Source organism: Lentzea alba (assembly GCF_047445655.1).
GTDB lineage: Bacteria > Actinomycetota > Actinomycetes > Mycobacteriales > Pseudonocardiaceae > Lentzea > Lentzea alba_A.
Map to the genome: position 1 here is coordinate 575,616 of NZ_JAJAEG010000001.1, position 20,437 is coordinate 596,052.

Below are 20,437 nucleotides of genomic sequence, written 5' to 3' on the forward strand. Positions count from 1 at the left end.
CCACAACCACTCACTCATCCGCTAAGCAGCATCCACGAACGTCGAAGGCTGCACCGTGACGGCGCTGCGGAAGTTGCCCTCCACCTCGGCCTTCTCCTTGGCGTTCGGGTTGGGGTTCTTGCACCCCGTGCCGGCACTGGCGCCGGACATCAGGTCGGTGCACAGGCCGGTCCTGCGGTCAGGCAGGCCCAGCAGGTGCCCGAACTCGTGCGACGAGATGCGCACGGTGTCGTGCCCCTCGTTCACGGCCTGGGTGCCCATGACCCAGCGGCCACGGCCGAGGCTGGACACGTAGGCGCGGGGCCAGCCCGTGTCCCACGTGACGGTGATGTTGGCGCGACCGGTGACCTTCTTCAGCTTCACGTTCGTCACGCTGGCGTTCCACACCTGCGCGCCCTTGTCGACGGCGGCCTGGAACTGGCCGGCGCCGCTCGAGTTGTAGGTGAGTTCGGTAGCTGCTTGTGCGGTACCGACGAGGGCTGTTGTCAGGGCAGCCGTCGTCGCCAGCACAGCAATTGTTTTGCGCAGGAACACAGGAATCTCCTCGCAATGCAGGGTAATTGCTCCCCGACTGTATCGCTGCAGCGTTGGCGCACAAGAAGAGTCAAGTGTCAATCAGCGCCGGAACGGTCCAGAGACTTCGTAGGTGATGCCTCCGCTGGTGCTTCCGGACGTACCGCGCTGCGACGAGAAATACAACCTACTACCGTCGGGCGAGAACGCGGGACCCGTGATCTCACTGCTGCTTTGGTTGGGAATCCTCAGGAACGGCGCGACGACCCCGTCCCGCGTGATGATGCAGATCTCCATGTTGCCACCGTCCTCCGCCACGAACAGGTCGCCACCAGACGAGCGAGTTACGTTGTCCACGCCCGTGAGCGGCGGCGTGCCGGTGACTTCCGAGTCGTCGTAAGTGAGGCTGATCGTGCTGTTGGTGGCGTTGTACGCCCACACCCGGCCGTCGCCCTTGGTGGTGAACCAGCACGTGCCGTCCGCGTAGTAACAACCTTCGCCACCGTTGAACCGCTTGGCGTTCGACACCTGGTTGCGCGTCGCCGTCGGGCTGCCGTCGGGATCGGGAACCCTCGCCCAGCCAACGGATCCGCTCGTCCCGGTGCCGCCGGTCATGACCTCCAGGGTGCCCGCGCTGAGGTCGCCCCACGTCGTCGGCTTGAAGCGGTAGAGGCAACCGTCGGGTACGTCCTCGGTCAGGTAAACGACCTTCCTGACCGGGTCCGCCGCGCAGGCTTCGTGCTTGAACCTGCCCATGGCCGGCCTCCGGATGGCCGCTTTGACACCCCACGGGTCGGTCTCGTAGACGTAGCCGCGGTCGACCTCCTCGCAGCTGAGCCACGTCTGCCACGGCGTCGCCCCGCCGGCGCAGTTCACGTTGGTGTTGCTCAAGGTCCGGTACGCGCCGGTGATGGTGCCCTGCGCGTTGAACTTGACCGCGCCGACGCCACCCGTCGACGACACCTCGCTGTTGGAGACGTAGATCCAGCCGGTGCCATCGGCGAAACAAGCGCCGCCGTCCGGTGCGGGGTGCCAGGTGTAGCCGGTGCCGGCCACCTTCTGGCCGGTGCGGGCGATCACGCGGCTGGTGAAGTTCGCGGGCAGCATGAGCCCGCTGGAGTTCACCGGCTGCAGGGGGCCGTACGGGCTCGGGCCGGGCTGGGCACCGGCGGCGAAGGCCACCTGCCAGTTGGCGCCACCGAAGGCCGCGGCGGCCGTTCCGACTACTGCGACACGAAGAAAGTTCCGACGCTCCATGCTTCGGAGGGTCCCGCAGATGCGTGGTGATCGGGGCGGATGACCGTTGACGGAAGGCGTTTTCCGCCTGGTTCGGTGAACGGCTTTGCCCGTGTGGTCAGGCCGAGGACTTGGCGAAGTACGCGGTGACGACCCGGATCTTCTCCGGCGGCGGGAACACGGTGGTGGGGTCGTCGCCCAACGGACCGACCTTCACGGTCCACGCCGGTTTGCTCTGGTCGAGCAACGGATCGTCGCCGTCCAGCACGATGCCGCTCGCGCCCTCGCACGAGTACGCCCCGATGAGCCCGTCCGCACGCCCACCCCACGAGCCACCGGTACGCCGGACGCACTTGGCGCCGTTCGCGAGTTCCAGACCCCACGGCGGCGGCTCGTACCCGCTCGCGTCGATCTCCTTGATCGGGCCGTCCGCCACCCTGCGCGCGAGCTTCTTCTCCCACGCCTTCAACCCGCAGAGCAGAGTCGTCGGTTCGGGGCCGGCCCAGCAGACGTCGACACCGGCCGAACAGCTCGCCAGGCCGTCCTCTTGCCCATCTTTCCTGCGATAGCACGAGGAAGCCTGCCCTGCCTCCTCGACGGTGTAGCCCGCCGCCGGTCGGCCGCCTTCGACTGCCACCACGATTTCCGACTTCGTCGGCTGGTCCGGGTTCGGGTCGACGAAGGCGGTGGGCGACGCCGCGGTCGAGGGAGCGGCGGTGCTCGATGCATCCGTCGTATCGGCCGTGTCCGTCGCGCGGAAGGCGAAGATCACGCCCGCCGCGACGAACACGAGCACCACGCCGATCCAACCCCACCTGATGGCTGCGTTCACGACCGGCCGATCTCAGCGACGAGCGACCGGATCTTCTCCGGCGTGCACTCGAAGAGTTCGTAGTTGCTGCTGCCAAGACTCTCCACAGTCGGGTACAGCCGACACAGGAAGAGGTTCTTCGCGGTGCCCTGCACCACGGCCAGCCGCCCGTACTTCCCGAACGTCCGGTACTCGAAACGGTCGCTGTTCTCGCCGTTGACCGGGAGCGAGACCGTCTCCTTGGTCTTCCCGGTGGTCACGTCCGCGACGAGCCGGCCGGTGTAGACCTTGTCGTCGCTGGCCTTCGGAAACACCATGAGGTTGCCGATCTCGCCGGGTTCGAGGTTGAACGCGAAGGGGCGGTTACCGCTCTCGGTCTTCTCGTACGCCTTGCGATCCCGGTCGAGACCGAGTTCGAGCGGAACCAGTTCCGAGTTGCCCTGGTCCTGGCACTCGAACCTGATCGCCGGCGCTGGGTCGGAAATCTCGACGTCGAGCGCGCGCAGGTTGTCGACGGCGAGCATCGCGCCGTCCTCCGCCGCGTTGCGGATCGAGATCCCGTGGCTCTCCGGAATCATCGTGCCGAACCGGCGCAGCCACTCGGCCAGGTCCCCGTCGCACGGCCCAGGTCCGGGGTAGGGCATCTGCTCCAGCGGCGCGTCGAGAGGCAGGGCATAACTGGCGATGTGCGGCTTGTTGTTGGACTCCGCCACGAGGCTGGTGGCCTTCGTGCGCTGCTTGAACAGCTCCGGCACCGGCCCCGTCAGCGCGGCGATGAGGCTGAGCACCGCCGCGATACCGCCCACCAGCAGGAACCACGGACTTTTGACGACCTTGCCCAGCACCCTGACTCGCTCCCCTCCGAGGTCCGGATGATCTCAGAGGGTAGCGGCCAAGTGGACTAGGCGAACGACGGCTGGCGCAGCGCGTGCTCCACCAGCGCGATCAGGATCTGCTTGGTCGACTGACGGTTCCGTGCGTCGCAAGGAATTATCGGCACCGAGGACGGGATCGTCAGCGCGTCCCGCACCTCCTCGGCCCGGTGGTGCATCAGGCCGTCGAAGCAGTTCACCGCGATCACGTACGGCAGTTCGCGGTCCTCGAAGAAGTCGATGGGCGCGAAGGCCTCGTCGATGCGGCGGGTGTCGACCATGACCACCGCGCCGATCGCGCCGCGCACCAGGTCGTCCCACATGAACCAGAACCGGTGCTGGCCGGGCGTGCCGAACAGGTACAGGATCAGGTCCTTGTCCAGCGACACGCGGCCGAAGTCCATGGCCACCGTGGTGGTGACCTTGTCCGGGACGGCGGACAGGTCGTCGACGCCGACCGAGGCCTGCGTCATGACGGCCTCGGTGGTCAGCGGGGTGATCTCGGAAACCGAGCCGACGAACGTCGTTTTACCGACGCCGAACCCGCCCGCGACGACGATCTTCGCCGACATCGCGGTCAGGTCGACCCCAGGTGACCCCGGACGACCCGGAGCACCGTTGCTCATGGGGAACTTCTCTCTACTCAAAACACTCAGGCTCGCATGGAAACGTGCAGCTGGGCGCGGATCTCCGGCGTCAACTGGAGACCGACCCGCTCCACCAGCCGGGTCATCGCGTAGCCGATGAGCCCGATGTCGCAGTTGGGTGCGGCGAGCACGGCGAGGCAGGACCCGTCGCTGATGGACATCAGGAAAAGATAGCCCCGCTCCATCTCGACGACAGTCTGCTTCACCTCACCCGCCTCGAAGCAACGCGCCGCGCCGAGGTTCAGCGAAACGAGGCCGGAGGAGACCGCGGCCAGCTGTTCGGCTCGGTCGTGCGGCAGGCGGTCCGACGAAGCGAGCAGCAGACCGTCCGCCGAGACGACGATCGCGTGCGCCACACCGGCGACCCTGCTGACGAAGTCCTCGACCAGCCAGCTGAAGTTGTCCAGTTCCTCAGTCGCGGTGGTCACTGGTGTTCCCTTTCTGCGATCACGGGGATGCCGCCGACGGCCGAGTCGAAGAGCGACTCACGGCCCATCTGGACACCCTTCTGGTACGTGGCGAACCGCTGGCGAAGCCGTTCCGCGGAACGGCCTCCCGCCCCTGCGGTCGCCAGCTGGGGAACGGGTGACGACGGTTTGGGAGAGGAGCCCGGGACCAGGCGCGCCTTCGGGACGCGTTTGGGCAGGCCGTTCTCCGTCGTCTGCGCGGGCACGCCGGTCTCCAGCGCCCCCGCGGCACGCCAGCCCTCGTCGGCCGATCCCCAGTCGGACTCGGCGAAGTCGGCGACCGCGCGCGGCACCGCCGTTGGTGCCTCGGTCTTCGCAGGCTCCGCCGAACGCTGCCGCTTGGGCAGTCCGTTCACCGTCGCCGGTTCGTCGTCGGACTCGTCGTGTTCCGGCTCCGCTGCCGGAACGTCCTTTGCAGACTGTGCAGACTGCGCTGCGGGCCGCGGAGCCGCGGCCGGGGTCTGGAACCACCGCGACAGACTGTCGGCGGAGATGTCCACGTCGTCGTTGATCGCCGGGAAGATCTCGGTCGCCGGGTCCGCGGTCTCGGCGAACTCCGCAGGCCGCTCGATCGGCGGCTCGTAGGAGTAACCGTCCTCAGAGGACTCCTCGGTCGCCTCGATCCGAGCGGTGAACAGGCCGTCCGCGGACGTCTGCTCGATGCGGTGCCGGCCGGAAGGCTCGTCGGCCGGGGTCTCCCGCAGCGTCACCGGGTACTCCGGCGTCCACTTCGGCACGCCCGCGAGGCCTTCGGCGGTGGACTCGACGGCACCGGCGGCGGGAGCGGTCGGCAGCGGCAGCACGGGCGGCGCGCCCTTGTGCAGCAACGCGACCGGCAGGATCACCTGGGCGGTGACGCCACCCTCGATGTCGTCGTTGTTCGCGAGCGTCACGCGGATCTCGTGCCGCTTCGAGAGCTGGCCGACCACGTACAGGCCCATCTCGCGGGCGACGGAGACGTCGACCTCCGGCGGCTCGGCGAGCTTGGCGTTCGCCTCCGCGATGTCCTCCTCCTGCATGCCGACGCCGCGGTCGTGGATGCGGATCGCGATCTCGCCCCTGCGGGTCTCGATCGTGCGCACCGTGACCTTGGTGGTGGGCTTGGAGAACGCGGTCGCGTTGTCGAGCAGCTCGGCGATGAGGTGCGCGAGGTCGTTGACGACCCGGCCCTGCACCATCATGTCCGGCGTCGGCGCGATCTGGACGCGCGCGTACTTCTCCACCTCGGACACCGCGGCGCCGAGCACCTCGGCGATCGCGACCGGGCGGGTGACGCGGCGGTTGACCGTCGTGCCGGAGAGCACCAGCAGGTTCTCGCTGTTGCGGCGCATCTGCGTGGCGAGGTGGTCGAGCTCGAACAGCGACGCGAGGTGGTCGGGGTCCTGCTCGTCCTGCTCCAGCCGGTCGATCACGCTGATCTGGCGTTCCACCAACGCCTGCGAGCGCCGCGACAGGTTGATGAACATGTCGTTGACGTTCGCGCGCAGGGCGACCTGCTCGACGGCGAGGCGGACTGCTTCGCGCTGCACCAGGTCGAACGCCCGCGCGACCTGGCCGACCTCCTCGGTCGTGTTGATCGGCACCGGGACGATCGCCTCTTCCGCGGCGCGCTCGGGCTCGCGGTGCGAACGAATGCGGCGAATCGCGTCGGGCAGCTGGTTGCGGGCGACGTCGAGTGCGCTGCGGCGCAACGTGCGCAGCGGCCGCAGCATCGACTGCGCGACCATCGCCATGAGACCGAACGCGATCAGCAGCGAGAAGGCGACCAGTGCGGCGTCACGCCATGCGGCCGCGCGGGCCTCGCCGGCCAGCCGGGTCGTCGTCGAGTCGGCCTGACCCTCCATCGCGGTCGCGACCTCGCGGACGAGCGCCGCGGTGCCCTCACCGTCCTTGAGCACCTCGGCGTCGGTGATGGTGACCGGCTTGTTGTCGGCGTCCTGCGCCAGCGCGAGCTTCACCAGCCGGTTTCGGCCGTCGACGGCCGCGCCGGAGATCGTGTCCTGGAACAGCTGCCGGTTCTGCGGCGTCACCACGTCGTTGAACTCGTTGAACGCGGCGTCCAGGCGGGACTGCGCGGCCCGCAGCTCGTCCGCGGCACCGGGCGCGAAACCCTTGCGCAGCGCGGTCGCCGTCAGGATCGCGTTCTGCTGGCCCATCTGCTCCTGGGCCTGGTACAGCGCCTGCGCGGCAGCGACCAGCGGAACGATCTCCGGCTCGCTGAGGCTGGAGATCGCGACGCGGTGCACCTGACCGAGCGCGGCGATGATCTGGTTGTACGCACCGATCACGGCCATGTCGGGGTACTTCGTGCTCACCAGCGTGATGCGCAGGCTGGCGAGGCTGTCGAGCGACTGCAGCGACTTGCCGAACGCCTCCTGCAGCGACGCGCTCAGGCCCGTGGTCCTCGCGCCGGAGTCCTTGTACGCGAGCAGTTCCGCGTCGGTGGCGCCGGTGCGGGCGGAGTGCTCGGGGCACGCGTTCTGCCTGCCCGCGGCCACGCACTGCACGGCCCAGTCGCGCTCGATCTGAAGCGCGTTCTCCACCTTCGCGGCCTGGTGGCTCACGGCGAGCTCGCGCTGGACGATGCCGAACAGCTCCACGTCGTCGAGCTGAGCGTTCAGGCGCAGGCCCGCGAGCGTCGCGGTACTCAGCGCCGGAACGAGCAACACCACCGCGAGCTTGCTCCGCAGGCGCCAGTTGCGTAGACGAAACCGGTCGATGCCTCGCTGGTCCTCACGACCGCGCACCGTCAACACTCCCCGCCCCGTTTAATAGCTGCAAACCTGGTGGATCTTGGTGTAAAACCCACGGTTCTCATACCGCCGTTCGGACGACAAAAACAGCTGGTTCGAGAATCAACAACTTCTGGCCCCGACCGCTAAACGGCCCCTTACCGATAATTCATCCGGAGGAAACGAAGGGCGCGGGTGACCATGATCACGGCACGATCACAGCCACCCGCGCGGTTCGTCAACTGCCGGATGGCTGGAGCAGCATCGGCTTGACGTCCATCGGCTTGTCGAGCAGCCCGTAGCGCTGCATCAGCTCGGTGACGCGCTGAAGGCGCGTGGGGTCGAGCGTGGTCGGGAAAGCGCCGAAGTGGACGAGAGCAGCGGTTTCCTTGTCGACCCCCGCGTACTCGACGAGCAGCGGCTCGACCGTGGGACGGTCAGCGGCGTCGGCCTGGCCCTTGGCGATCGAACGCTGGAAAGCGGCCACCGTCTTGGGGTTCTCCTTGGCGAACAGACCGCTGGTCGCGAAGCCCGCGATCGGGATGTTGTCGGTCGGACCGGCGGCCGCGTCGAGCACCTTGATCTGGCCGGCCGCACGCTGGGCGCGGGTGATGAACGGCTCGACCATGAACGCCGCGTCGACGGTCTTGTTCTGCACCGCCGCCTGCATGTCCGGGAACGGCATCTCCTTGAACGTGACCGACTTCGGGTCGACGTTCGCGGCCTCCAGCGATGCCTTCGCGGTCAGCTCCGCGATGTTCTTGAAGGTGTTGATCGCGATGGTCTTGCCGGCCAGGTCCTGCGGGCTCTTGATGGCGGAGTCACCACCGGCCAAGATCAGGAACATGTCGGGTTTCGCCTGGTAGCCGTCGGCGATGAGCTTGATGCCGTCGACCGCCTTGGCCGCGTCCTTCGACTGGGCGGCGAAGAACGAGACCCAGTTGCCGAACGTCATGTCCAGCTCTTTGTTGATCAGGCCGGGGATCGCCTGAGCACCACCCTGGATCTTCTTGAGCTCGACCTCGAGACCCTCGGCCGCGAAGTAGCCCTTCTTGATCGCCACGTGGACGGACGCCACGTCGAGGATCGGCAGGACCCCCAGGGTGATCTTGGCCTTCTCGACCTTGCCGTTGGCGTCGGCAGCGGGAGCAGGCTCTTCCTTGCCGCCGAGCAGTCCACAGCTCGCCACGGTGGCGAGCAACGTGGCAAGGGCGATGCCACGGACGGCCATACGGCGGACTCTTCGAGTCATCGGGAGCACTCTCCTGTCGGAGCGGTGTCGTCGTTGCGGGGAGATCGCGACGGTCAACCACTCAGAGTAGTGATACTGCTCCAAAAGACCCCAGTTGACCGACACGAGCAGGTTCCAGTCCACTACCTGCGGTGAGCATCTAAGCACAGCAGGTCTAGGGCTAGGAGAACCCAGTTGAAGCGCGCTGTAGCCGTCATCGGCGCCGGGCCGGCCGGTCTGACCTTGGCAAACTTGATCCAGCAGTCAGGAATCGACTGCGTGGTGCTCGAAAGGGGTAGTCGCACCCACGTGGAAACCCGGCCACGGGCGGGAGTCCTCGAACACCGCTCCGTAACCATGCTGGAGTCGCACGGACTTGCCGATCGTTTGCTGATGGAAGCAGACCGTCACGGAACGTGTGAATTCCGCGTGAACGGCCAGGCGTTCCAGGTCGCGTACAGCGATCTGTACGACGACCGCCTGCACTACGTCTACCCGCAGCAAGAAGTGGTCAAGGACCTCATCGCGGCATTCCTGGACGCCGGTGGTGACATCCGGTTCTCGGTCAGCGACGTGGAGTTGCGAGACCTGACGTCTTCGCACCCGACGGTGGACTGGACCAGCGCAGATGGGGTTCGGGAGGCTGTCACCGCCGACTTCGTGGCGGGGTGTGACGGGTTCCACGGCGTGTCACGTCCATCCATTCCCGAAGGAGTGCTGACGGAATTCACTCATCAGCACGGAATTGAGTGGCTCGCCATTCTCGCGGAGGCCCCGCCGTCGACTAAAGCCATCATTTACGCATTGCACGCCGATGGCTTCGCCGGACACATGTTGCGTTCCCCGACGGTGTCCCGCTTCTACCTTCAGGTTCCCGTTGGAACTAAAGCTTCAGATTGGTCCGACGAGCAAGTGTGGGAGGCGTTGCACAAGCGGTTCGCACTGCACGACTCCAACTGGGCGCTGACCGAGGGCAAGATCATCGAGAAGCGCGTGCTGGACATGCGCAGCCACGTCGTGGAGCCCATGTCGTACGGCCGGCTCTACCTGCTGGGTGACGCAGCCCACATCATCACGCCGGTCGGCGCCAAAGGCATGAACCTCGCGATGAACGACGCCGCAACGCTCTCACGTGCGCTGACCGAGTTCTACGCGACCGGTTCGGAGACCGGTCTCAAGACCTACTCCGACGACTGCCTGCGCCGGGTCTGGCGGGCACAGGAGTTCTCGCAGTGGATGGTGAACATGATCCACACCGACGTGAGCTCGCCGTTCTTCGGACGGTTGGCCCAGGCGAGGCTGGAACACCTGGCCGAGTCGCCTGCCTACCGGGCGACGTTCGCCGAGAACTACGTCGGTCCTTGACTCTTCACACATCCCACCCAGTGAGGCGTGGAGCCCAGCCAACGGGTGATGCAAGTACCCCTAACGAGTGAAACCGGAGACTGCTGCTGCAGCATCCAGGGCCCAGCTGACTGTCACGTGCCCCTAACGGGTGACTCGGAGCCCCTAGGGAGTTGAGCGGTCCTCGACTAGGGCTGAGACCCGATGCCAGGGGGATGTTGATCTCAATACGTTCGTGGGCAACATCCCCCGCACAAATCTTTTAGGAGCTTCACTTCCATGATGCAGCAGGACACCGCCCAGGCCACCCCGCAGCAGCCCGCCCCGCAGGCCCCTGAGGCGACCGCCCCGGCCACCCCGGCTGCTGCGCCGCAGGAGGCCCAGCCGGCGACGCTGCACGAGTTCGCGCTCAACCTGCTGAACGACCCGACCGCTCTCTCGTCGTTCCAGCTCGACCCGCAGGGCGTGCTGGACTCCTGCGGCCTCGGCGACCTCACCCCTGGTGACGTCGAGGAGATCCTGCCGCTGGTGCTCGACGCCGCCTCCGTCGCGAACGTGGGCGACCTGGCGAACGTCGGCGACCTCGCGAACGTGGGCGACCTGGCGAACCTCGGGAACGTGACGGGCGTTGCCAACGGCCTGGTCGGCGACTTCTCCGGCCTCGGCGACGTGTCGGGCACCCTCGACGGCGTCACCGGCCTCGTCGGCGGCGTCACCGACCTCGGCAACGTCACCGGCCTCGTCGGCGGTGTCACGGACCTGGGCAACGTCACGGACGTCGCGGACCTCGGCGGCGTCACGGGCCTCGCCGGCGGCGTGACCGACCTGGGCAACGTCACCGACGTCGCGAACCTCGGCAACGTGGCCGACCTCGGCAACGTGACCGGCCTCGTGGGCGGTGTCACCGACCTCGGCAACGTCACCGACGTCGCTGACCTGGGCAACGTCACCGGCATCGTCGGCAACGTCACCGACCTGGGCAACGTCACCGACCTCGGCAACGCCACCGACCTCGTCGGTGACGTGACCGGCCTGGGCCACGGCGTGGTCCCGAACGTCGCGCCGGTCGGCGACGTCGCCGGCGTCGTGAGCAACGTCGTCGACGGCCCCGTCGGCAACACCGTGGACAACGTGCTCGGCAGCACCGGCGACCTCGGCCTGCTCGACAACGGCCTCGTCGACCTCGACCTGGGCCTCTGAGTCACACAGCTCTGCCTTCCAGAACTGCCCCGGACCATGCGTCCGGGGCAGTTTTTTGTGCACAACAACCACCCTGTGGGGTGACTCCCCGGGCTCCCCTAAGGAGTGAGGCCACCCCCTAGTGATCTCGTTTCGTCACGATCTGGGGCCAACACCCGATGCCGGGGACTGCCGTTCCTCCATACGGTTCATCACGTCATCCCCCGATTCAGCTACAGGAGCTTGAGTCCCATGCAGCAGACCGAGACCACCACGGTGCAGACCGGCCCGACCACGGTGCGGGCCGGCGACACCACCGTGCAGACGGGTGCCACCGAGGTGCAGACCGAGCAGACCACCCTGCACGACTTCACCCTCGGCCTGCTCACGGACATGGACGCCCGCGAGGCGTTCCAGCAGGACCCGCTGGGCTGCCTGGAGGCCGCGGGTCTGGGTGACCTCACCCCCGGCGACGTGCAGGACATCCTGCCGCTGGTGCTCGACGCCGCGTCCGTCGTGAACGTCGTGAACGTCGAGGACGTCCTCGCCGCCGACCTGCCGGCCGTCGACCAGCTGAAGCTGATCGCGGGCAACGTCGAGGGTGTGACGGGCGTGGCCGACATCGCCGCTCCCTCCACGATCACGGCGCTGGTCACGGACTTCGGCAACCTGGGCGACGTGTCGAACACCCTCGACGCCACCGTTCTGAAGGGCACCGACGTCCTCGCGAACGTCTCCGACCTGGCCTACGACAACACGATCGTCACCAAGGTCACCGACGTGGCCGACGTGAAGGACGTGGCCGACGTGCTGGTCAAGGACCTCGACACCGACGTGCTCGTGAAGGACGTCGTCGACGCCGACGTGCTCGTCAAGAACACCGACGTGCTGGTCAAGGACGTCGCGGACGTCAACGACGTCGTCGACGTGACCGACAACGTGGTGCAGGACGTCGCGCAGGTCGGCGACGTCCACAACGACCTCGGCCAGGTCATCGGCGACGTCGAGGTCGCGGGCATCGACGTGCTCGACGGCGGCGTCGGCAACGGCAACGACGTGGACATCCACTTCTGATCCACCTGTCAGTTCACGGGGGAACGGACGGCGGGTGCTCGGCGCTCTGCCCCCGAGCACGGGTGCCCGCCCTCTCCTGCAGCACTACACCCTCCTCTTCGCACGGTTTCCCGTGTGAACGCAGATCAGCCCCGGACCGCGGCGGGTCCGGGGCTGATCTGCGTTCACACGAGCACGGCGCACTGCAGGCGCCCCGGCGCACCAGCGGACAGCCATTGGTCAGCTGGTTGCCCGTTCAAAACACAGCGGCTGATCCGTGTCTGGGGTTCTGTCAGGAAGAGACGGTCTCGCTCAGAGACTCCCGCTCGGCCGCAGCCCACTTCTCCACGTCCAGCGTCGGCTTGCCGACGTTGAGCAGCCGCGCCACCTTCGACCGCAGCGCCACGAACCCCTCATCGGTCCGCGTGGTCACCTGGTCCCGCTCAGCCGGCAACGGCACCTCAAGATCGGCCACCAGTCGCGCAGGAGAGCCCGACAACACAAGGATCCTGTCGCCGAGGTACACCGACTCGTCGATGTCGTGCGTGACAACGAGAACGGTCGTGTCGTGCTCACGACGCACGCGAAGCAACAGGTCCTCCAGCTCGAACCGGGTCTGCGCGTCCACCGAGGCGAACGGCTCGTCCATCAACAACAACGCGGGCCGGTACGCCAGAGCGCGCGCGATCGCCACACGTTGTTGCATGCCACCGGAAAGCTGCCAGGGCCGCTTCCGAGCGGCCCCACCGAGACCGACCCACTCCAGGGCCTCCGCAGCACGGGAACGACGTTCCGCGCGCGGCAGTGAGCGCAGCGGGAACTCCACGTTGCCCTGCACCGAGAGCCACGGGAACAGCGAGCGCGAGTAGTCCTGGAAAACCACGGCGAGGTGCGAACCGTGCAGGGACACGTCCCCGCGCGAGGGCGCGACCAGCCCGGAGATCGTGCGCAGCAACGTCGACTTGCCGCAGCCGGACGGCCCCACCACGCACACCAGCTCACCGGCGCGCACGGTGAACGACAGGCCGCCGATGGCCTCGTGGTCGCCGTAGGTGTGGCCTAGATCGGCCACCTCAAGCATGTTGCTCATCACGACTCCTCGGTTGCCACGCCAAGACCTTGCGTTCCACCGCGAGCAGCGCGGTGTTGAGTCCATAACCGAGCACGCCCAACAGGACGATCCCGGCCCACATGCGCGTGTAGTCGAACTCGCGCTGCGCCTGCATCAGCTGCGAGCCGATGCCGTTGTCCGTGCCCACCAGCTCGGAGATGACCATCAGCACGAGCGACAGGGAGAGCGAGACCCGCAGGCCGGCGAAGATCTTCGGCGAGGCCGCGGGCAGCACGACGCCGAGAACCCATTGCCAGCGCGGGATCTGGAAGACCGCGGAAGTGTCCACTTTGGTCACGTCGACGGAACGGGCACCGTCCACGCTGTTGAGCAGCACCGGCCAGATCACGCCGAAGACGATCGTCGCGAGCTGCATCGACGTGCCCGCCTTGAACAGCAACAGGAACACCGGCACCAGCGCGGGCGGCGGGATCGAACGCAGGAACACGAGCAACGGGCCCGCGTACTCCATCGCCCGGTCCGAGCGGCCCAGCAGCAGGCCCAGGGCCACGCCGACCACCGACGCGATCGCCCAGCCACCGAGCAGGCGGGTCACCGACGGCACCACGTGCTCGGTGAAGTTCGAAGGTTCGAGCACCCACCACTCGTAGGCCGACGTGAGGATCTCCGAGGGCGGCGGGAAGAACGGGTCGTCGGCGAGCCAGCCCAGCAACTGCCAAATGGCGACGAGACCGGCGAACACGGTCCACCGCTGCAGGAACTTGGTCACCAGGCCACCCATCGCCGGCGGACGCGCTCGAGACCGTTGTTGAGCAGGACGCCGATCGCGCCCGCGACCACGGTGCCGACCAGCACCTGGTCCATCCGGCCGGGCCCGCTGCGGGCCTCCATGATGAAGTAGCCGATGCCTATCTGGCTGCCCGCCATGATCTCCACGCTCACCATCACGATCAGCGCGGTCGTCGCCGCGAGCCTGATTCCGGTGAGGACGAACGGCAACGCGCTGGGCAACGCCACCCGGAACAGCACGCCGACCCGCCCGGTGCCGAAAACCCTTGCGGTGTCAACAAGAAGCGGGTCCAGTTCGTCGAGCGCGTAAATGGTGTTGAAGAGGATCGGCCACAGCGCCGCGTACACGGCCAGCGTGATCTTGGTTTCCGGTCCGAACCCGAGCATGACCAGCGCGAGCGGAATCAGTGCCACGGAAGGGATCGGGCGCAGGAACTCGATCACCGCACGGGTCGCGTGCCGTACGGCGGGGATGCTGCCGAGCACGAGTCCACTCGGCACCGCGATGGCCACGGCGATCGCGATGGCGATCAGCAGTGCCAGCACTGTTGCCACGACATGACTGATGAACGTGGGCGAAGCAAGTTGCGTGACGAGCTCACCGGACACGACGGACGGTGGCGGAAGCGCGTCCGCAGGGAGAAGCGGAGAGCGTCCTAAGAGCTCCCACAGCACGAGAAACCCGGCGATGCCGAGGAGTCCCCTTGTGAACGCACGCACTCGGTCACCCTAGAGAGTGGATCTCCCAATCACAATGCGTGCTTGGGCAACTCCAGGTTGTTTCCCACACATCGCCGCGCATCAGCAGACTTCGACGCGCTCCACTTCGCCGAAGCTCTTCACCCATTCGGAGTCGGTGAGGCGAGCGCCGTCTTTTTCACACATCCTCTTGATGAGCCGGCCGGTGTCGAGGTCGTACGGCAGCAGCTCCGGGTCACGGCTGCCGCTGCGCAGCATGAAGTCCTGTTGTTGCTGCCGGTACACCGCGGGCATCGAACGACCGTGCCCGATGACGTACGCGAGCCGGTCGGCCTGCCGGCCGGACGTGTAGAGCCGGTGGACCTCGAAGACGTTGTCGCGAACAACGGCCACCCGGTCGTCGTCGGAGAACGTGATCTTGGCCCGGTCCCGCAGCGCGGTGTCGAGCGTGGCGCGCAGCACCGGCTTGCCGCTCGGCACGCGCTGCCAGATCTCGACGATCGACTCGGGTGAGCGCTCGACGGCGAGCCAGCGGCCGTCCGCGCTGTAGGTGAGGCCGCGGACGTAGTTGTGCTGGGTCAACGCCGGCGCCGTGCTCTCCGCGGTCGCACCGATCGACCAGAACTGGATGGTCGACATGCCGGTCGGCGCGTCCCAGGTCGAGGTCACGAGCTCGCGGCCGTCGTAGCTCAGCGCCGCGGTCTCGGCTTTGGGCACCGGCAACGGCAGCTCGTGCTGCTGACCGGTCGCGTCGAGGTCGAGGAGCACCGTGCGTTCGGACGCGTCCGGCGTCGGGCCTTCCACTCCCCGGCCGATCTTGCCGACGACGCGGGTGCCGTTCGCGCTGAGGTCCAGGGTCCGGAACCGGTCCGGCAGGGGGGCGAGGTAGGTGATGTCCTGGGCGTTGCCGACCGTCCAGAGGTGTTCGCGGCCGGTGGCGTCCTTCGTGACCGCGCGCCGCTCGGCGAGCTTCACGACGGTGTGGCGCGCCTCGAACTTCTTGCCGGGCACCGCGCGGTCCCCGTCGAGGCTCCACATCCGGTCGGTGCCGTCCTCGTCGGTGACGGCGGCCGTCTCGCCGCGCGGGGCCACGACGATGCCGGCGGTCTCCGCGGGCGTGCCGGTGAACCGGATCCCGCGCGTGACCGCGTTGGCCAGCCGCAGCACCTTCTCGGCCTCCGGCGAGGGGTTCACCCGGTAGCCGACCAGCGCGTAGAGGTCCGCGTACGGCATCCGCTGCGCCATCATCGCCTCGGACTCGGCCATCGCCTTGCCGCCGAGCTGCGCGTCGTTCAGCTGGGTGATGGTGCGCTCCTTGGCGAGCGCGTAGACGACGGTGCCGGGGATCAGCGCGAGCAGCACCGCGACCGCCGCGATGAACGCGGTCGAGCGGCGCGCCTCGCGCCTGCTGCTGATGTGGACGAACCGGCGCTCCCCCGCGGTCAGGAAGTCGCCCAGCTCCTTGGCCTTGCGCAGCCGGGCGCCCCGGTAGAGGGCCTGCGGGTCGCGCTCGCTCGCCTCCCACAGCTCGATCGCGGTGACGAGCTGCTGGTGGGTGCGGAGGTTCTCACCTTCCTCGTCGACCCAGCCGGTGAGCACCGGCCAGCGCAGCACCGCGTCGTGGGTGAGCTCGACGCCGTCCTCGGTGAGCGTCACGAGCCTGGCCTTGGCGAGCAGGTCCAACAGCCGCTGCCCGACGTCCGGCCTGCGGCCCTGGCGGTGCAGGACTCCGTTGCGCTGCAGCGAGACCAGTCTCAGGAAGACCTGCCTGACCGTTCTCCGGTCGTCCTCGTCGAGCCCGTCGAAGAACGCGTCGGCGGACTGCGCGGCGAGGTGTTCGAGGCCGCCGGTCTCCTCGTAACCCGGCAGCGACACGGTCATGCCGCGCTTGCGCCGCCACGTCTCCACCAGCGCCAGCTGCACCAGCGGCAACGCGTGCTGGTTCGCCGCGTCCGCGACCAGGCGGGCGACCACGGCCGTCTCGACGGTGGCGCCGATCTTCGCGGCGGGCTCGGTGATCGCGCGGCGCAGCTGGTCCGCGCTCATCGGCTCGACGGTGATCTCGTGGGCGGCCGGGAGCTTCGCGAGGCAGCGCTGCCGGAAGTCCGCGCGGACCGCGACCACCACGTGCGGGCACCGGACGAGCGCCGCGATGAAGTCGTCCGCGTCCAGTGCCCGCTCGAAGTCGTCGACGAGCAGGACGAGATCGGGCCGGTGCTGCCGCAGGCGCAGGCGCAGGTGGTCCGGGTCCTCCCGGAACTCGGCCGCGAGCTGCTCGGGCGTGGTGTTCTCGAAGAGCTCGGCGAGTGCCGCCGCGAGCTCTTCGATCGGGTTCGCCGATGGCGTGATCACCACGGCGTCGCCGAGGGCGGGCTTGAGGCCGGCGTGCAGCAGGGAGGTCCGGCCGGATCCGGAGACGCCGACCACGGTGGTGACCGGGTTGGCCGCGACCGACGCGAGGATCTGGTCCACGAGGAACTCACGGCCGAAGAACCTGCGGGCGTCGAGTTCGGTGAAGGGTGCACTTCCCGGGTACGGTGCGTTAGGGTGCGGTGGCAGCGCGTGTTCGGCAGCGAGCGCACGCCACCGCTTGGTCCACGGCGCGGGATCGCCGTCGCAGGCCCGGACGAAGGCCAGTGTCAGCGCGAGCGAGGGCAGCTTGCGCCCACCGGCCGCGTCGGACAACGCGGTCGGTGAGTAGTTCGCGCGCGCGGCCAGCTCGCGGTAGCTCGGTTTGCCTGCCTGGTCGCGGAGTCTGCGCAGGTCACCGGCGAACTTCAGCAGCGCGGTGTCCTCCGGACCCAGCGGTCGTTCCCCTCTTGGCATGCCGCCTCCCGGGCGGATTGTCCATCAGAGGTTCGCTCTCCGTCTAACGCCCCGCTAACCGGCCACCATCCGGACGACCGCTTGGTGATCGTTCAACCTGACTTTTCAGTCGCGGCACGGCGGGTTGAAGTCCAGGCCGGGGAAGTAGCGGTCCCACTCCTCGCTGGTCATCCGCGGGATGGCCTGCTCGCAGATGCGGACCGCCGGGTCGCGCGGGTCGACGTTCCACAGCCGCACCGCCCGGTCCGCGCCACCCGTGACGACCTCGTCGCCGTTGGGGGTCAGCCCGACCGCGGTGACCGGACCGGCATGACCGCGCAGCAGGGCCTGCTCGACCGGATCGCGTTCGTTGAGCCGCCACACCCGCACGAGGCCGTCGTCCGTGGCCACCGCGAGGCGTTCGGCACTCAACCGGGCCGCGGTCACCTCACCGCCGCCGGACGGGACCTCGGCGCGCAGCCGGGGATCACGCGGGTCGGTGGTGTCCCAGAGGTGCACGGAGGTGGTGCCGGTGGTGAGCAGGAGGTTGTTGCCCGCGAACTGCGCACCGGCGGCGAACTTCCTGGTCAGCGCCAGGGGTTTGACGTTCTGCGGGTCGGTCACGTCGAGCAGGTGCACGGCGCGGCCGGTGGTCACGGCCGCGAGCACCTGGCCGTCCGGGCGGAAGGCCAGACCCGCCAACGGGCCCAGGTCGAGCTGAGTCGACCCGACGAGGCGGGGTTGTTCGCGGCGCAGATCGGTCCAGAAGCTCAACGTGCCGTCGGCATCGGTCGTCACGAGGGTGATGCCCTGCCAGGCGATCGCGGTGGCGCGCACCGGGAGCACGGCCAGCTCACGGGGTCGACCGAGCGAGACGTCGACGACGTGCACCGAGCCGTCGTCACCCGCGGAGGCGATCAGGCCGCCGGTCGCGTCCATCGCCAGTGCCGTGACCGCGCCGGCGTGCCTGGTGGCTTCGAGGGACGTGCGCGGGGCCGCCGGCAGATCGTCCAGGCCGGTGAGCAGGACCTTGCCGTCGCGGTGACCGGTGGCGACCTGCTGCTGGGTCGAGCCGACGACCAGGGCGGTGACCTCGGTGTCGGCCTGGCGCAGCACCTGGGAGGACACCTCTTCCTCACGCAAACCGTTGCGTGCCTGGGGTAACGGCACGAGCTGGTGGGCGGCGAGCGCGATCTGCTGGGCCAGGGAGGGGTTCGTCGAACGCAGTGCCGCCGCCTCGCCCACCGCCTTCAGCACGGCGGCGGCGGTCCGTTGTTCGTCGGCGGTCTGGTTGGCCTGCAAGGCGAAGACGGTCGAGCTGGCGGCGACCACGAGCAGTGCGGCCAGGGCGACCAGCAGTTGCCGTTGCCTTCGGGTGCGCCTCTTCGCGCTCGTCGTCACCTCCTCCTCGGCGGCGAGGCTCGCGGCCAGGAACGCGCGTTCCTTGGCGTTCAAGGACAAGCCGGTGGGAATCTGCTGCAGCCGCCTGCCGCGGAACAGCGCACCCGCGTCGCGGTCGAGGGACTCCCAGGTCTGCGCGGCGTGGGTGAGTTCGCGGTGTGCCTTGATGTTGTCGCGGTTGTGCTCGACCCACTGCTGCAACGTCGGCCAGTTGCGGATCAACGCCTCGTGCGCGAGCTCCACGCCGTCGCGGTCGATCACGACGAGCCGGGCCGCGGCCAGCGCGAACAACACTTCCTCGTCGGCTTCGAGCTCGTCCTTCTGCGCACGGCGTTTGGTGTTCTCGGCCGTGACGAGCCGCAGCAGAATCCGTTTCGCCTGCGCCTGCTGCTTGCGGCTGAAGCCGTCGAACACCTCCTGCGCGGTCCGGGCGACCGCGTGCTCGAGACCGCCGACCTCCTCATATCCGGCCAGCGTCAACGTCATGCCGCGGCGGTGCTGCCAGGTTTCCTTCAGCGCGTGCGACAGCATCGGCAACACTGCGGCCTGCCCCACCGCGTCCGCCATCAGCCGTGCCAGCAACGACGTCTCGACCTTGGCGCCCGCGTGGGCTGCGGGCTCGGTGATGGCGAGGCGCAGCTCGTCCGGAGTCATCGCGCCGACCATGATCTGGCCGCCCTGCAACGCTTCCACGAGCTGCGGGTACTGCGCGCAGTGGCCGTAGTAGTCGGCGCGCACCCCGATGACCACCTTCGAGCAGCATCTGAGCGCCTCGATGAGCCAGTTGCGCAGCTCCTCGCTGCGGCACAACGTGAACAGCTCCTCGAACTGGTCCACGACCACCAGCGTCTTGTGCTTGCGGCGCAGCACCTCGGGATCCTGCAGCTCTTGGGTCAGCTCGACGACGTCTTCGTTCGTGAGCCTGGCGAGCGCGAGCGCGCACTCCTCCACCGGGTTCGCGCCAGGGGTGAACAGCAGGACCGGTTCCTGGGTGCGGGCGACGAGACCGGCCCGCAGCAACGACGACTTGCCCACCCCGGACGGCCCGAAGACGCCGGTGAACCGGTTCTTGGTCGTCAGCAGTTCGGCGGTGAGCTTGTCGCGCCCGAAGAACTTCGGTGCGTCATCAGGCTGGAACATCGCCAGCCCCACGTACGGGCTGTCGTTGGGCGACTCCGGTTGCGCGTCCGCGACCGCGCGCCACCGCCGTTCCCACTCCTCGGGGTCGGCGTCGCAGGCCCTCACGTACGCCTTCGTCACCGCCAGGGACGGCAGCTTCCGCCCACCGGCCGCCTCCGACAGCGCCGCCGCCGAGTAGTGCGCCCGCCGGCTCAGCTCCCGGTAGGTGGGGCTGCCCGCGAGCTCCCGCAGTCGGCGCAGATCCGCCGCGAACCGCAGGAGGTCGCTCCCGCCCTCGTCGAGAGGGCGTTCCCGTCTCGGCATTCCGCCATTGTTCAGAGAACTTTGTTCAGCGGCCAACACATGACCCTGAACAACCCGATCGCCCTAATGTCGAGTAACGGCTAGACCCGGTGCTTTCGCCCCGAACCGGCGCCGGTGAGCCGTGGGTGGCGTGGAGCCTCTCG

At 68.2% G+C, this 20,437-nt stretch carries 16 protein-coding genes; 3 read left to right on the plus strand and 13 right to left on the minus strand.

The genetic code is table 11. The features are described from left to right. Nucleotides 1-21: 21 nt before the first annotated feature. The 8 genes from LFM09_RS02795 to LFM09_RS02830 form a co-directional block, all read right to left on the minus strand. Nucleotides 22-534: a snapalysin family zinc-dependent metalloprotease gene (locus tag LFM09_RS02795; protein WP_414094615.1), complete on the minus strand. Its 513-nt coding sequence runs from the start codon at nucleotides 532-534 to the stop codon at nucleotides 22-24. 81 nt (nucleotides 535-615) lie between these two features. Beyond that, nucleotides 616-1,770, minus strand: coding sequence for an alkaline phosphatase PhoX (locus LFM09_RS02800; RefSeq protein ID WP_414094616.1), 1,155 nt, complete (start codon nucleotides 1,768-1,770; stop codon nucleotides 616-618). A 97-nt stretch (nucleotides 1,771-1,867) separates the two neighbouring features. Beyond that, a complete protein-coding gene (locus LFM09_RS02805) occupies nucleotides 1,868-2,581 on the minus strand; it encodes a hypothetical protein (protein ID WP_414094617.1) in 714 nt (237 codons plus the stop codon). Then, nucleotides 2,578-3,405: a hypothetical protein gene (locus tag LFM09_RS02810; RefSeq protein WP_414094618.1), complete on the minus strand. Its 828-nt coding sequence runs from the start codon at nucleotides 3,403-3,405 to the stop codon at nucleotides 2,578-2,580. Before LFM09_RS02810 ends, LFM09_RS02805 begins: the two co-directional genes overlap by 4 nt. Nucleotides 3,406-3,461: 56 nt before the next feature. Next, nucleotides 3,462-4,058: a GTP-binding protein gene (locus tag LFM09_RS02815; protein WP_396421811.1), complete on the minus strand. Its 597-nt coding sequence runs from the start codon at nucleotides 4,056-4,058 to the stop codon at nucleotides 3,462-3,464. 26 nt (nucleotides 4,059-4,084) lie between these two features. Further along, nucleotides 4,085-4,507, minus strand: a complete 423-nt coding sequence (locus tag LFM09_RS02820; RefSeq protein ID WP_030468876.1) for a roadblock/LC7 domain-containing protein — start codon at nucleotides 4,505-4,507, stop codon at nucleotides 4,085-4,087. Further along, on the minus strand, nucleotides 4,504-7,293 hold the full coding sequence (locus LFM09_RS02825; protein ID WP_414094619.1) for a nitrate- and nitrite sensing domain-containing protein: 2,790 nt from the start codon (nucleotides 7,291-7,293) through the stop codon (nucleotides 4,504-4,506). Before LFM09_RS02825 ends, LFM09_RS02820 begins: the two co-directional genes overlap by 4 nt. Nucleotides 7,294-7,516: 223 nt before the next feature. Next, on the minus strand, nucleotides 7,517-8,530 hold the full coding sequence (locus LFM09_RS02830) for an ABC transporter substrate-binding protein (RefSeq protein WP_414094620.1): 1,014 nt from the start codon (nucleotides 8,528-8,530) through the stop codon (nucleotides 7,517-7,519). 174 nt (nucleotides 8,531-8,704) lie between these two features. On the opposite strand from LFM09_RS02830, the gene LFM09_RS02835 reads away from it, so the two are divergent. From LFM09_RS02835 to LFM09_RS02845, 3 genes are all read left to right on the plus strand, one after another. Then, complete coding sequence (locus LFM09_RS02835) at nucleotides 8,705-9,874, plus strand: 4-hydroxybenzoate 3-monooxygenase (RefSeq protein ID WP_414094621.1); 1,170 nt, start codon at nucleotides 8,705-8,707, stop codon at nucleotides 9,872-9,874. A gap of 258 nt (nucleotides 9,875-10,132) precedes the next feature. Beyond that, on the plus strand, nucleotides 10,133-11,053 hold the full coding sequence (locus LFM09_RS02840; RefSeq protein ID WP_414094622.1) for an IniB N-terminal domain-containing protein: 921 nt from the start codon (nucleotides 10,133-10,135) through the stop codon (nucleotides 11,051-11,053). Between the two features lie 231 nt (nucleotides 11,054-11,284). Then, on the plus strand, nucleotides 11,285-12,106 hold the full coding sequence (locus LFM09_RS02845) for an IniB N-terminal domain-containing protein (RefSeq protein WP_414094623.1): 822 nt from the start codon (nucleotides 11,285-11,287) through the stop codon (nucleotides 12,104-12,106). 271 nt (nucleotides 12,107-12,377) lie between these two features. Here the strand turns inward: LFM09_RS02845 and LFM09_RS02850 are convergent, their stop codons facing one another. The 5 genes from LFM09_RS02850 to LFM09_RS02870 form a co-directional block, all read right to left on the minus strand. Then, complete coding sequence (locus tag LFM09_RS02850) at nucleotides 12,378-13,175, minus strand: ABC transporter ATP-binding protein (RefSeq protein ID WP_414094624.1); 798 nt, start codon at nucleotides 13,173-13,175, stop codon at nucleotides 12,378-12,380. After that, nucleotides 13,159-13,938: an ABC transporter permease gene (locus LFM09_RS02855; RefSeq protein ID WP_414094625.1), complete on the minus strand. Its 780-nt coding sequence runs from the start codon at nucleotides 13,936-13,938 to the stop codon at nucleotides 13,159-13,161. Before LFM09_RS02855 ends, LFM09_RS02850 begins: the two co-directional genes overlap by 17 nt. After that, on the minus strand, nucleotides 13,923-14,666 hold the full coding sequence (locus LFM09_RS02860; protein ID WP_414094626.1) for an ABC transporter permease: 744 nt from the start codon (nucleotides 14,664-14,666) through the stop codon (nucleotides 13,923-13,925). Before LFM09_RS02860 ends, LFM09_RS02855 begins: the two co-directional genes overlap by 16 nt. An 81-nt stretch (nucleotides 14,667-14,747) precedes the next feature. Then, nucleotides 14,748-17,471 (minus strand): helix-turn-helix domain-containing protein, encoded by a 2,724-nt coding sequence (locus tag LFM09_RS02865; protein WP_414094627.1) that lies wholly within the window; start codon nucleotides 17,469-17,471, stop codon nucleotides 14,748-14,750. A 105-nt stretch (nucleotides 17,472-17,576) separates the two neighbouring features. Then, on the minus strand, nucleotides 17,577-20,294 hold the full coding sequence (locus tag LFM09_RS02870) for a helix-turn-helix domain-containing protein (RefSeq protein ID WP_414094628.1): 2,718 nt from the start codon (nucleotides 20,292-20,294) through the stop codon (nucleotides 17,577-17,579). Nucleotides 20,295-20,437 lie beyond the last annotated feature (143 nt).